The following is a 13,910-nucleotide window of genomic DNA, read 5'->3' on the forward strand; positions in this document are numbered from 1 at the left end:
ATGCCATGACTCGTTCCGTTCCCGCCATCGACGTCCGGGGCCTACGCAAGTCGTTCGGCCCGACCACCGTTCTCGACGGCGTCGACCTCCGGGTCGACACCGGATCCGTCTTCGCACTGCTCGGCGCGAACGGCGCCGGCAAGTCCACCACCGTCCGCATCCTGACCACCCTGTTGCGCCCCGACGCGGGCACCGTCACCGTGGCCGGCCTGCCCCTCCCCGGCCGCGCCCACGCCGTGCGCGAGAACATCGCACTCACCGGCCAGTACGCCGCGATCGACGACGTCCTCACCGGCACGGAGAACCTCCGTCTCGCAGCGCGCATCGCGCACCTGCCGTCGGCCGCGATTCCCGGTCGCGTCCGTGACCTGATCGAACGTTTCGACTTCGCGCACGTCGCCGACCGGCGCGCCGGCACGTACTCCGGCGGCACGATGCGACGCCTCGACATCGCCATGAGTCTCGTCGCGTCCCCGCAGGTGTTGTTCCTCGACGAACCCACGACCGGGCTCGACCCGCGCAGCCGCCTCGTGATGTGGGAGGCGATCCGCGAACTCGCCGACGACGGCGTCACCATCTTCCTGACCACCCAATACCTCGAGGAGGCCGACCGACTCGCCGACCGCATCGCCGTCCTCGACGGCGGGCGGATCGTCGCCGAGGGCACACCCGACGTACTCAAGTCGCTTGTGCGCGGCGGCTATCTCGAACTGCGCTTCTCCACCGACGCCGACCTCACCCATGCCGCGTCGGTGCTCGACGGCGAGATCGACCGGGCAGCACTGACACTGCAGGTCCACACCAAGGGCGATCTGCCCCACGTCGCCGCCCTGCTCGACCGCCTCGCCGCCGAGGCGGTCCCCGTCGAGAAGTTCGGGCTGCACTCCCCCACCCTCGACGACGTCTTCCTCACCCTCACCGGCTCCACCGACGAAACAAAGGTCGTCCGATGACACTCCTCGCGCACCCCACCCCGCTCCGCTTCGCCGCGCGCGACCACGCCGCCGTGACCGGCAGGAACCTGCGGCGGATGCTCCGCAGCCCCGACGCGCTGCTGATGGGTCTCGCACTGCCGGTCCTGCTGCTCGTGTTGTTCGTCTACGTCTTCGGTGGCGCGATCGACACCGGCACCGACTATCTCAACTACGTCGTGCCCGGCATCGTGCTGTTGTCGGCGTCCTTCGGGGCGGCACAGACGGCCGTCGCGGTCGCCTCCGACATGCACCGCGGCATCGTCGACCGGTTCAGGTCCATGCCCATCGCCCGCTCCGCCGTGCTCACCGCGCACGTCGTCGCGAGTCTGGTCCGCAATCTCGCCAGCACCGTCGTGGTGTTCGTGGTGGCCGCACTCATGGGATTCCGGCCCGACGCCCACCTCGTCGAATGGGTGGCCGCCACCGGTGTCATCGCGTTGTTCGTCCTGGCGATCTCCGCCGTCTCGGCCGCGCTCGGGATGCTCGCGGGCAATGACGAGGCCGCGAGCGGGTTCACCTTCCTCCTGCTCTTCCTCCCCTACGTGAGCAGCGCGTTCGTCCCGCCCGAGACGATGCCCGGATGGCTGCGCGGTTTCGCCGAACACCAACCGGTCACCCCGGTGATCGAGACCGTCCGGGGACTGCTCACCGGCACCGGGATCGGATCGTCCGCGATCGTCGCGATCGGGTGGTGCGCGGCGTTCACCGCAATCGGCCTGGTCGCCGCCACAGCACTGTTCCGACAGCGGACCGCACGCTGACCTGTGGCTGCCCGGTTTGTGACACTCTGACTCACAACAAGTATTCGGGAAAGCACGGACGTCCGGCTAGCCTGGGCGCGTGGAGTCAGCAACGAACGGCCGCCGCGCCCCGCGCCGGATCGATCCGGCGCTCGAGGTTCAGGCCGAGCCCCAGGAGCTCGTGCCGCGTCGGCGGCCCACCCAGGAACGGAGCCGCCGCAAGTTCGACGCCCTGTTGGCCGCCTCGCGTGAACTGCTCACCGAGGTCGGCTTCGAGTCGTTCACCTGTGAGGAGGTCGCGTCCCGCGCCGACGTCCCCATCGGCACGCTCTACCAGTTCTTCGCCAACAAGTACGTGATCGTGTGCGAGCTCAACCGGCAGGACCTCGTCGGCGTCCAGAGCGAACTCGCCCAGTTCAACGGCAAGATCCCGTCCGTCGACTGGTTGCGCTTCCTCAACAGCTTCGTCGACCACCTCGCCGGACTGTGGACCACCGATCCGTCCCGCCGCGAGGTGTGGCTCGCGATGCAGTCCACCCCGTCCACCCGGGCCACCGGCGCCATCCACGAACGCGAGTTCGCCGAGCAGGTCGCGCGGATGCTGGCACCGCTCACCCCGGACACCCCGCGACCGCGCCGGAAGCTCATGGCCGAGGTGCTCGTCCACATCGTGTACTCGATGCTCAACTTCTCGGTGCAGGACGACCAGACCCACGCCGACGCCGTCGTCGAACTCAAGCGCATCATGGTCGCCTACCTGCAGATCGCCGAACAGGACTCACGCGCTCAGGCCAAGCGACGCCAACGCCGCGAGGAACGCGAGGAATCCGCACGCGGACAGGCCGGCCGGCAGGACACCGAAACGGATCAGGCCGAGGAAGCCAGCGCTCCCTCGGCCTGAGTCCCCACATCTACGTACGCCGGCCGTCGACCTCGTCGAGGACGACGAACGCGCCGGCCATGTCACCGTCGTGGGTCAACGACACATGGATCCGGACGCCGGTCAGCTTCTCGGCGACCTGCCGGTGCAGCCGGATGCTCGGGCGACCCCACGCGTCCGAGACCACTTCGATCTGCTGATGGATCGTCTCCGGTAGCACCGGTGGGCTGCCGAACAGCGACGCCGACCACGCCTTGATCACCGCCTCCTTCGCCGCCCACCGGGCGGCGAAGTGCCGGGCGGGATCGGAGCTGCGGGTGTTCGCGTCGCGACGCTCACCCGGTGTGAAGTTCGCCAGCATCGTCGTTCCCGTCCGACCCAGCTGTTCCGCGAACTCCGGCACCGACACGAGGTCGAACCCGACACCCGCAACTCCCATCCCGAGACCCGTGCCTACTTGCAGCCGGGCAGACCGGAGCGGTACACGTCGTCCTCACCGAGGCGAGCCTCCGGCGAGAGCAGCATGTCCGCCTCGAGCTGACGCGTGGCCGAAGCCGGCACGTGATCGTCACCGAGACGACGATCCGCGGGCCGCTGGTAGAGCGACGCTCCACCGGTCATCGCGTCCACCAGGCGACGCTTGCCGGCGACGGTGCGCTCGGCCGCCTTCGCCAGGTAGACCTCCCGGCGCTCCGCCGGGATCGCCTCGACGAACGCCTGCGGATGGACCACCGCGATCAGACCCGACACGTGCCCGAAGCCGAGGCTCGTGAGCAGACCCGCCTTGAGCGGGAGCTGCTCGCCGAACCGGATCGGCGTGCGCGGCCACACCAGGTGCTCGAACTCCGCCATCTTCTCGTCGACACAGTCGAGGCTGCGGTTCGGCGGAACCACACCCTGCGTGAGGACCTGGCACAGGCCGATCAGCTGGAAGGCGGCGGCGCCACCCTTGGCGTGACCGGTCAGCGACTTCTGCGAGACCACGAACATGGGGTTGCCCTCGCTGCGGCCCAGCGCACCGGCCAGACGCTCGTGCAGCTCGGCCTCGTTCGGGTCGTTCGCGGCGGTCGAGGTGTCGTGCTTGGAGATCACCGCGATGTCGTCGGCCGTGAGACCGAGCTTGCGCAGTTCCTTCGCGAGACCCGACTCGCGTCCACCGCGACCCGCACCGAGCGCACCGATGCCGGGCGCCGGGATCGAGGTGTGCACACCGTCGGCGAACGATCCGGCCCAGGCGACCACACCGAGCACCGGCAGGCCCATCTCGAGCGCGACATCGCCGCGGGCGAGCAGGATCGTGCCGCCACCGGCCGACTCGACGAATCCACCGCGACGACGGTCGTTGGCGCGGGAGAAGCGACGATCGCTGATGCCCTTGGCCTGCATGTCCTCCGACTTGGCGGTCGCGGACATGTCACCGAAGCCGACGATGCCCTCGATACCGAGATCGTCGAAACCACCGGCGACGACCAGATCGGCCTTGCCGAGCTTGATCTTGTCCACGCCCTCCTCGACGGAGACCGCAGCCGTGGCGCACGCCGCGACCGGGTGCACCATCGCGCCGTAGCCACCGACGTACGACTGGACGACGTGCGCGGCGATGACGTTCGGCAGGGCCTCCTGCAGGATGTCGTTCGCCCGCGACTCGCCGAGCAGCGTGTCGATGTACAGCGACCGCATCGAGGACATGCCACCCATGCCGGTGCCCTGCGTGTTGGCGACCATCGACGGGTGTACCCAGCGCAGCAGCTCGGACGGGGTGAAGCCACCGGTGAGGAAGGCATCGACCGTGGTGACGATGTTCCACAGACCCACCCGGTCCACCGAGTCCGCCATGTCGGCGGGGATGCCCCACTTGGTGACGTCGAAGCCGGTCGGGATCTGGCCACCGACCGTGCGGGTCAGCTTCGCCTTGCGCGGCACGCGGATCTCGGTGCCTGCCTTGCGGGTGACCGTCCAGTCGCCCGACTCGGCGTCGACCGACGCGACCGTGTTCTCCGGATCGGAGTCGACAAACGCGCGGGCCTCGGCCTCGGAACCGACGACGAAGGACAGGTCCTTGTCGAGGAAGACCGAGGTCAGCAGCGGAGCCGTGTTGTCGATCATCGCACCGTCGTCGCCGTAGCGGCGGATGCCGCAACGCTCGACCACCGCGTCGTGGTAGCGGTCGGCAATCTCCGCCTCGGGCACCAGCTCACCGGTCTCGGTGTCGTAGAAGCCCGGCTTGGGATCGTTCTCCCAGCCGATCAGACCCGTGACCCACGCCAGCTCGAGCACACCGGCGGCCGACAGTTCCTCGTCGACCTCCATCTCGAAGCGGGTGCGAGCGGAGCCGTAGGGGCCGAGCTCGCCGGCACCGACGATGACGACCGTGTCGGCGAGGTCGGCGGTGACCGTGCCCCACTCGGGGGTCGGCAGCTCCTCGGCGCGCGGAGGCTCGGGCAGCGCCGCGATGGTCGCGGTGCCGTCCTCGTCGGCCTCGACGGCGTCGGCCGCCTCCTGCGCCTGCTTCGCGAGCGCCGGCAGGTCGACGTCCACCTCGGACAGTCCACCGGTCAGGTCCGCGACGAGCGGAGCCTCGGCAGCGAGACGCGTGGCCTCCGGTCCGACCAGCTTCAGCAGCTCGTCGGCCATCTCGTCCGTCGACCAGGTGCGGACACCGGCAGCCTCGACAGCCTCGACCAACGGGTCGTTGCCGCCCATCAGGCCCGTGCCGCGCACCCAGCCGATGAGGGCGTGGGCGAGGGTGACGCGCTCGGCCCAGGTGCGCTCGGCGCTCCAGCGGTTGATGACCGCGTCGAGTGCGGCCTTGGCCTCACCGTAGGCACCGTCGCCACCGAACTTGCCGCGGTTCGGCGAACCGGGCAGCACGACGTGCAGGTGGGTGTCGACGTCGCGGTCGTACCCGATCTTCGACAGTCCGGCGATCAGTCGCTCGACCGACCACAGCAGCACCCGCATCTCCATCTCGGCCCGCGCACCGGCGTCGGCGAGCGAGCCCGCCACGCGCGGCGCGGCGAACGGGAAGAGCAGCGTCGGGGTGAGCGCGTCCTTGATGAGCTTCTTCGCACCACCGGCGACCTCGACGGTCTCGGTGCCGATCCACTCGATCAGGGCGTCGACGTCGCTGTAGGACGCCATGTTCGCGGGAACCACCCACAGCGCGGCGCCGGCACGAGCGTTGCGTGCGTACAGCTCCTTGTAGAAGCCCAGGCGGCTGTCGTTCAGCGAGGACGTGGTGACGACGACCGTCGCACCGCCGGCGAGCAGCTTCGCGGCGACGGCTGCGCCGATACCGCCCTTGCTGGCGCCGGTGACCACGGCGACCTCGTCCGCGTACTCGGCACCCTCGGTGACGACGGCGGTCTCGGCGATCGCCGCGTAGGTCTGCGCGAGCTCCGTACGGCCGGCCTCGGTGGCCTTGCGGCCCCAGAACTCGGCGTGCGCAGCCACGGTCCGACCCGCACCGATGAAGCGTTCGACGTCGAAGCTGTTCGAATCCCCCGTCGCTCCGCTCGCCCCTTCCCCGAGCCAGACGCGGGCCAGGTCCTCACGGGCGGTGGCCCAGCGGTCGTCGATCAGGACGGCCTTGCGCTCGTCGAAGGCCGGAGCGACCAGACGCGGCCAGTCGGAGCCGAGCTCCGCGGAGACCAGGTCGACGAGTTCGTCGTCGGCCTTGTCGGCCAGGCCCGAGACCTGCTCGGTGTGGCCGAGCTGCTCGAGCACGAGACGTGCGGCACTGGCGAGAACCCCGTCGCGGCCGGTGATCTGCTCGGCGAACTCGCCGAGGGCAGCGGCGTCGACCGTCGCTCCCCCGCCGCCACCGGCGGACGGCATCGACACGGCGATTCCGCGACGCGAGGCCACCGACTGCACGGCGGCGTCGATCAGCTTGTCGACCGAAGCGGCATCCGCGAGGGCACCATCGGTCAGGCCCCCCAGGTCGCCGCCGCGGACGGACGAACCGTCGCGGCTGCCGAGAGCAGCTTCGGCGGTGACGTGCGACGCCCAGCCCTCGCCCAGACCCCACACCTTGGCGACGCGGTCGGCGACGTAGGCGGGACGCTTGCCCGACGGACCGAACACCTTGCGCAGGTGATCGTTGATCGAGTCCGACAGCACCGGGCCGAAGGGGCGGTAGGTGCGGGCGAGACGGTCGACCGTGCCGGCGAGGGCACCCATGTCGGCGTCGGCGGCACCGTCGATCGCGCCGAGCGAGAGCTCGGAACCGAGGTCGACGAGCAGCTGGTTGCGGCGCGAGGACACGCCGTCGCACAGCGCCTCGATCGTGTCGGCGGGGCCGATCTGATCCGGACGCAGCTTCGTCCACAGGGCGATGAGCACCTTGGTGGCGTCGGCGGCCTTGAACGCGATGTCGTCCGGGGTCGGGCCACCGGCCGGCGCAGCGGGAGCCGCGGCGGGTGTCGGGGCCGCAGCAGCGGCGGGAGCGGACTCGGCAGCCGGTGCGACCGGCTCGTCGTCCTCGACCGGAGCCGGGTCGGTGTCGGTCGAGTACACGATCGACGCCTCGCGCTCGATGTTGAGCACCTCGACGGGCTGACCGAAACGACCGGGCAGCTTCAGCGTCTGCGACGCGAGGTTCGCGACGGTGGGCGCGCCACCGAGGCCGACCTCGACGAACCGCTCGACACCGAGACCACCGTCGGTCTCGTCGGCGAACAGCAGATCCTGGGTCTCGATCCAGCGCACCGGCGACGCGAACTGCCAGGCCAGCAACTCGGCGAGCACCACGCGGGTGAGCTCGACCGGCTTGGCCGACCAGCTGTCGAAGTCCGCGAGGACGTCGGCGAGCGGCTGCGACGGCACCAGGTCGGCGATCTCCTGGATGAACTCGCGACCCAGGTTGAACGGCTTGGGCACGAGGTTCGGGATGTACCGGCCGATGAGGATGTTCGGGTCGATCTCCTGCGGCAGCAGGGCGAGCAGACGCTCGCGGAAGTCGTCGACACCGCCGCGCAGCACGGTCGAGTGGAACGGCACGTCGATGCCCGGGACGAGGATGAACGCGCGCTTGCCACCGAACTCGGCGACCTTGCGCTCGATCACGGATTCGAGGGCTTCGAGGCCGGCGACCGTGCCGGCGATCGCGTACTGCGATCCGCGCAGGTTGAGGTTGACGATCTCGAGGAACTCCCCGGTCTCCTCGGCGACACCGGCGACGAAGGCCTGCAGGTCGGCATCGTCCACACCGAACTGCGACGGCCGGATCGCGGCCATGCGGTAGTTCGAGCGGCCGTGCTCGTCGCGCGGCACGAGAGCGTGCATCGCGGAGCCACGCTGGAAGACGACCTCGAGGACGGCCTCGAGCGGCAGCACACCGGCGACGGCGGCGAGCGCGTTGTACTCGCCCACCGAGTGACCAGCCAGGAAGGCGTCGTCGACGAACGCGCCGGCCTCCTTCAGCTCGGCGATCTGCGCGACACCGAGGGTCGCCATCGCGACCTGCGTGAACTGGGTCAGGTGCAGCACGCCGTCGGGGTGCTTGTGGGTGACACCGCGGGCCTTGAGGACCGTCGGGTTGTCGCGGACCACGGCCAGGATCGAGAAGCCGAGGGCCTCGCGGGTGTGCTTGTCGGCGCGCTCCCAGATCTCGCGGGCGGCCTTCGAGCGGGCACGGGCGTCGAGGCCCATGCCGGGACGCTGGATGCCCTGGCCCGGGAACGCGTAGACGGTCTTCGGCGCGGCGATACGGCCGGTCGCGACCATCACCAGATCACCGTCGACGCGGCAGCCGACCTCGACGACCTCGGCACCACCGTCGGTGGCGATGCGGTCGACGCGCACGTCGATCTTCGCACCCGGACGGACCATGCCCAGGAAGCGGGTGGTCCATGCCGTCAGGCGACGGACCGGCAGCTTCGCGTCCTGCTCGATCGCGGTGACGACCTGCTGGGCCGCGGCCGACAGCCACATGCCGTGGACGATCGGGCTTCCGAGACCGGCGAGCAGCGCGGCGTTGTCGGAGGTGTGGATCGGGTTGTGGTCGCCGGAGACCTTCGCGAAGGCGCTCATGTCGGTCGGCGCGACGATCACGGCATCGCGGCGGCGACGACGCGGCGTGTCGGTGACGGCCTCGGTGAGAGCGCCACCGGCGCGAACCGGATCGGCGAGATCGGCGGTGCCGGTGCGGCCGCGGATCGCGAACCGCTCGGCCAGGGTGGCGACCACCCGGTCGCCCGAGCCGTCACCGCTGTCGGCGGTGATGACCACGTCGACCTCGACGACGCGACCCAGGTCGGTGTCGGAGACACCGGTGACCTCGGCCTTGACGCCCAGGAAGGCGGGATCGGTCGGCAGACCGTTCTTGACGTCGATCGCGTGGTCCAGGTGGACCAGGTCGAGCATGCCCTCGATGACCGACAGGTCGGTCTCGGTGCGGGCGGCGCCCAGCGCGGCGAAGACGGCCGGCCAGCAGGCACCCACGAGCACATCGGGCACACCATTGCCGCTCGGCGTCAGGGTGGCGGGCAGACCCGAACCGGTGACACCGGCGTGGTCGGCGATCTTCTCCGGCAGCCAGCCGAGAGTGATACGGGCAGCGCCCTTCCTGACCTCGGGCAGTTCCTGACCGGCGGCGACACCGAGCAGAGCGGACATCGACGCATCGGCGTCGGCCTCGGTGACGACAGGCGCGCCACCGGAGACGACCGAGGCGGGCACGGTCAGGCGGATCTCGACGGCCTTGTCGCGCACCAGCGGAACCCGCAGGCCGACGTGCTCGTCGTCGAGGATCGTCAGGGTCGCACCCGTCGGGGCGTGCGAGGCAGCGGTCTCCGACTCGACGGTCCACTCGTCCAGATCACCGAGACGGTGGATCGGGTTGCGGGTCTGGCGACCCGCCCACGAGACGTCCGGCGAGGACAGCACGGCGTCGAGCAGACCCGGCGCGATGTCGCGGTGACGACGCGCGGCGAGCTCCACCGGCTCCGCGCCCTCGGCGACGAGCTCGTCGGCCGTGGCCTTCTCGAAACGGTCGAGGAGTTCACCGACCGGCTCGTCGACACGGGTGATGCCGGCAACGGCGACGGTGCCGGGGATCACGCACACCTGGTCGGCGGAGTAACGCGGATCGTGGGCCTGCCACAGCGAATCCGAACGCCACCAGCGACGCACGTCCTGGTCGACGACCGGAACGAAGTTGACGGGCTTGCCGGGGGTGCGGCACAGCGACACGAAGAACGGCACGTCGGCGGGATGCAGCACGACGTCACCCGCGTCGGGATACTGCGCGAGCAGCGACTTGATCGCGGCGTACGGGCGCTCGAGCACCGCGTCGTCGTCGAACAACGTCGGGATCGGGCCCCGGCAGACGGGATGCAGGCGGGCCTCGGCGCGCTGCAGCATGTCGCGGAAACGCTCACGCCACGACACGTCCAGCCACGGGCTGGTGTGCGCCTCGGCGAGGACGTCCGCCAGATCGGTGCCGCAGTCGAACTCGGCACCGTTGTCCGCGCCGACCGCCAGCTCGAGGTAGCGCTCGAGCCACTGCAGGTAGGTCATGGTGTCGAGGTCGCCGAAGTACGGCTTCGCCGTTCCGTTCAGCGCATCGACGATCTCGGCTCGGCGCGCGGCCACGGCGTCGGCATCACCGGCGACCTCGTCGAGGAGGCGGCCCGTGCGCGAAGCGGCGTTGTCGATCTCGTGGATGTCGGCGCCGAGCTGGCTGCGACCGGAGGCCATACCGCCGGTCGCGGTGCCGGCGGCAACCCAGTCGGGAGTGCCGGGGGTGTCGACGAGCAGCTGCTTGACCTCGGGAGCCGTGGTGGCCTCGAGGGTCGCCATCGCGGCGGTACCGACGAGGATGCCGTCGAGCGGCATCGCCGGGAAACCGTAGACGGTCGACCAGCGACCGGTCAGGTACTCGGCAGCCTTCTCCGGCGTGCCGATCCCACCGCCGACGCACAGCACCAAGTTCGGGCGCGTGCGCAGCTCGGCGTAGGTGTCGAGGAGCAGATCGTCGAGGTCCTCCCACGAATGGTGACCACCGGCGCGGCCGCCCTCGATGTGGGCGATGACCGGATAGTCCGGGACCTCGTTGGCGATACGGATCACCGAACGGATCTGCGCCACCGTGCCCGGCTTGAAGGCGACGTGCTCGATGCCGGCCTCACGCAGGTCGGAGATGATCTGCACGGCCTCGTCGAGCTCCGGGATACCGGCGGTGACGACGACACCGTCGAAGGGCGCACCGGCCGCGCGGGCCTTGGGTACGAGGCGCTTGCCGCCCACGTGCAGCTTCCACAGGTAGGGGTCCAGGAACATCGAGTTGAACTGGACGGCGCGGCCCGGCTCGAGCAGCTCGGTGAGCTCGGCGACGTGGTCGGCGAAGATCTGCTCGGTGACCTGACCGCCGCCGGCGAGCTCGGCCCAGTGACCGGCGTTCGCGGCCGCGGCGACGATCTTCGGATCGACGGTCGTGGGGGTCATGCCTGCGAGCAGGATCGGCGAGCGGCCCGTCAGGCGGGTGAAGGCCGTCTCGACGGCGATGCGGCCGTCGGGCAGCGCGACCGGCTTCGGAGCGAACTCCGACCAGGCACGCGGAACCTCGGGCTCGGCGCCCGGGGTGAGGAGATTGCGCTGACCGCCGCGGGTCGCGGCGGCGATGATGCCGACGCCCTGACCGCGCAGGCCCGAGCTGGTCATGCGGGTGAGGAGCTCGCCCGGACCGAGGTCGAGGATCCACGAGGCACCGGACGCGACGGCGGAGTCGACCTGCTCGACCCAGTCGATCGGGGCGACGAGGATGGCCTGCGCCAGGCTGCGCGCGAGCTCGGAGTCGAGCTCGCAGCGGGCGGCCCAGTCGGCGACCTGCTCCACGGCATCCGCGAAGGCGGGGTGATGGAAGCCGACCTCGGCCGCGACGGGCTCGAAGGTCGGGGAGAACACGGCGCCACCGCGCTTCTTGGCCTCGCGCTCACGGGTCTCCGCGGCGGAGATCTGCTCGCAGCGTTGCTGCACGCGCTCGAGAGCGGCGGGCGGGCCCGACAGCACGACGCGACGACGGGCGTTGCGGATCGCGACGACGGCGCTGCGCTCGGGGTCCTGGCCCTCGAAGACCTCGGCGACGATCGCGCGCAGGCGCTCGGGGTCGACGTTGGCGACGGCGAGCATCGGGTACTTGCCGGCGCCGGAGATCAGGCCGCGGCGGCGACCGACGAGGGTCGCGGCGGCACCGATGAGCTGGGCGATAGCGAGGATTTCGGCGTCCTTGCGGCCGGCGGCGGCGACGGACTCGACGGCGAGGACGCCCTGCGAGTGGCCGATAACCGCGCTCGGTGCGACGGAGTCGACGTCGAGGCCCTGGTTCGCGAGCGCGCGCAGCGCGGCGACCTGGGTGAGGAAGACGCCGGGCAGCGACACGGCGGCAGAGGTGAGAGCTGCTTCGGAGGGGCCGGCGGGCGCGTCGTCCTCGTCGGCGAGTTCGGCCTCGAGGATCCACGCGACGGGGTCGAAGCCCGTCGGGCGGACCACGACGAGGTCGCTCGCGACCGGGGCGAGGTGCGCGGTGGCGCGGTTGACCAGGTCGGTGAGGACCGGTTCGAGTCCGTTGTCGCGGCTGAGCTCCTCGAGCGAGGTGAGCCAGGGGGCGCCCTGGCCGCCGAAGGCGAGCGCGTAGGGCTCACCCGCGAGGAGCTTGTCGACCAGGGCACGGGCCGGAGCGGCTGCCGTGGACCGATCGGTGGTGCGTCGTGATGCCTTCGAGTTCCGTCCGTTGTCGCCTGGTGTGGTCTCGTCGATCGTCACGCGTGTGGTTCCTCTCCTGAACACCCCGGCGTCGAGGCTTCGTGTGTCAGCGCTGCGCGCCGGTGTGCTGCTGGACTAGTGGTCCGCTGTTCGGGCACGCCCAGGTTCGCACAAAATCATGAGGGGTTCCTCATGTTTTGTTTCCCGCAGTTTGCCCGGCACCTCTCCCACCAGTGATTTCGCTCACATGCTTCCTCGAAGGTAACTGGTCGGTAACCCGAATCGCTCCTGGCTGCGTCGATGCGTGGACGTCCACGAACCCGAGGAATCCCTCACGTTTTTCGTTATCAAATCGTTACCTATTGACGGGCGTCGCGGATCGTGCATCGCAAGATCGAAAACGTGTCGGACCCCCGCGATAGCTTTTCGGGCGAATCGAACAAATATTCGATAGGGGGCACGGGTGGGGAGAAGGGTGAAGTACACGCGGGAGGTTCTCGAGGAGGCGGTCGCGAAGGCCACCAGCGTCGCGGGCGTGTTGAGACAATTCGGTTTGAAGGAAGCCGGCGGCAACTACGCCAACATCAACCGATGGATCAGGTTCTACGAAATCGATATTTCCCACTTCCGGGGCATGGCCCACCAGAAGGGACTACCGGCTCCGAACCGCTTGCACTGGTCGGAAGTGCTCACGGTCGCTCCGGTCGGCTCGAACCGTAGAGAAACTGCCCGCCTCAGACGGGCGCTCCTTGAATCGGGCCGTCCGCATGAATGCGAGAACTGTGGCTCCGATCCTGAATGGCTGGGTGCGCCGCTCGCACTTCACGTCGACCACATCGACGGCAATTCGAACGATTCCCGGCCGGAGAATCTTCGCTTCCTGTGCCCCAACTGCCACAGCCAGACGCCCACGTGGGCCAGGAGAAGCCGGCACAACCGACCTACCGAAACACTCGACCCGGCTCCGGCCGCGTCGAGCACCGAGGCGGAAGCAGGGACACAGTGACGCAACCGGTCAAGTACACGAAGGAGATGCTCGAAGAGGCAGTACGCAACTGCACCAACTTTGCCGAGGTCATGCGGTACTTCGGTCTCAAGCCCAACGGAGGACATCACACGCATCTGGCCCGCAGGATCAGGGCGCTCGGTATCGATACGTCCCACTTCACCGGCCGACCTCACCTTCAGGGTGGACCTGTGGTGAAGCGGCACTGGACCACGATCCTGGTCGAGACACCGGCAGGCTCGCCACGAACCAGACCTCATCTGCTGCGTCGGGCTCTCATCGAGTCCGGCCGCCCACACAAGTGCGCGGGTTGCGGCACGGAGCCGCATTGGTACGGCCGACCACTGGTCTTTCATATCGACCACATCGACGGCAATCCCAACGATTCGAGACCCGACAACGTCCGATTTCTGTGCCCCAACTGCCACAGCCAGACACCGACCTGGGCCGGACGACGCCGGTTCACCTTCGAGAAGCGGAACGGAGAAGGTGACGTATTGTGTCCGTGACGCGCGAGTGGCGGAATGGCAGACGCTCCAGGCTTAGAACCTGGTGCCCGTACGGGCGTGGGGGTTCGAGTCCCCCCTCGCGCACCACGTGACCTC

General features: G+C 69.6%; 7 protein-coding genes and 1 tRNA gene. 6 read left to right on the forward strand and 2 right to left on the reverse strand.

All coding sequences use genetic code 11. The features are described 5' to 3' along the window. Nucleotides 1-5 precede the first annotated feature (5 nt). From M3330_RS03520 to M3330_RS03530, 3 genes are all read left to right on the forward strand, one after another. On the forward strand, nucleotides 6-953 hold the full coding sequence (locus tag M3330_RS03520) for an ATP-binding cassette domain-containing protein (protein WP_255027012.1): 948 nt from the start codon (nucleotides 6-8) through the stop codon (nucleotides 951-953). Continuing rightward, on the forward strand, nucleotides 950-1,735 hold the full coding sequence (locus tag M3330_RS03525) for an ABC transporter permease (RefSeq protein ID WP_019288998.1): 786 nt from the start codon (nucleotides 950-952) through the stop codon (nucleotides 1,733-1,735). Before M3330_RS03520 ends, M3330_RS03525 begins: the two co-directional genes overlap by 4 nt. Before the next feature lie 118 nt (nucleotides 1,736-1,853). Beyond that, the gene (locus M3330_RS03530) at nucleotides 1,854-2,615 is read left to right on the forward strand and encodes a TetR/AcrR family transcriptional regulator (protein WP_306669319.1); all 762 of its coding nucleotides are present in this window, start codon (nucleotides 1,854-1,856) and stop codon (nucleotides 2,613-2,615) included. A gap of 10 nt (nucleotides 2,616-2,625) precedes the next feature. On the opposite strand, the gene M3330_RS03535 is transcribed toward M3330_RS03530, so the two are convergent. Beyond that, nucleotides 2,626-3,033 (reverse strand): holo-ACP synthase, encoded by a 408-nt coding sequence (locus M3330_RS03535; protein ID WP_006554757.1) that lies wholly within the window; start codon nucleotides 3,031-3,033, stop codon nucleotides 2,626-2,628. 14 nt (nucleotides 3,034-3,047) lie between these two features. Then, nucleotides 3,048-12,359, reverse strand: coding sequence for a type I polyketide synthase (locus M3330_RS03540; protein ID WP_255027016.1), 9,312 nt, complete (start codon nucleotides 12,357-12,359; stop codon nucleotides 3,048-3,050). Between the two features lie 415 nt (nucleotides 12,360-12,774). Here M3330_RS03540 and M3330_RS03545 point away from each other — a divergent pair, with 415 nt between their 5' ends. The 3 genes from M3330_RS03545 (at nucleotide 12,775) to M3330_RS03555 (ending at nucleotide 13,901) form a co-directional block, all read left to right on the forward strand. After that, the gene (locus M3330_RS03545; protein WP_037216479.1) at nucleotides 12,775-13,305 is read left to right on the forward strand and encodes an HNH endonuclease; all 531 of its coding nucleotides are present in this window, start codon (nucleotides 12,775-12,777) and stop codon (nucleotides 13,303-13,305) included. Continuing rightward, nucleotides 13,302-13,814, forward strand: coding sequence for an HNH endonuclease (locus M3330_RS03550; RefSeq protein ID WP_183079147.1), 513 nt, complete (start codon nucleotides 13,302-13,304; stop codon nucleotides 13,812-13,814). Before M3330_RS03545 ends, M3330_RS03550 begins: the two co-directional genes overlap by 4 nt. A gap of 1 nt (nucleotide 13,815) precedes the next feature. After that, a tRNA-Leu gene (locus M3330_RS03555) sits at nucleotides 13,816-13,901 on the forward strand. The last annotated feature ends 9 nt before the right edge of the window (nucleotides 13,902-13,910 follow it).

It is taken from the genome of Rhodococcus sp. GA1, assembly GCF_024321955.1.
In the GTDB taxonomy this organism is placed as follows: domain Bacteria; phylum Actinomycetota; class Actinomycetes; order Mycobacteriales; family Mycobacteriaceae; genus Rhodococcus; species Rhodococcus pyridinivorans.

Bases quoted from the DNA above. Each gene is read 5' to 3' on its own strand.
- M3330_RS03525 (WP_019288998.1), top strand. From the start codon at position 950: ATGACACTCCTCGCGCACCCCACCCCGCTCCGCTTCGCCGCGCGCGAC.
- M3330_RS03535 (WP_006554757.1), bottom strand. From the start codon at position 3,033: ATGGGAGTTGCGGGTGTCGGGTTCGACCTCGTGTCGGTGCCGGAGTTC.
- M3330_RS03520 (WP_255027012.1), top strand. From the start codon at position 6: ATGACTCGTTCCGTTCCCGCCATCGACGTCCGGGGCCTACGCAAGTCG.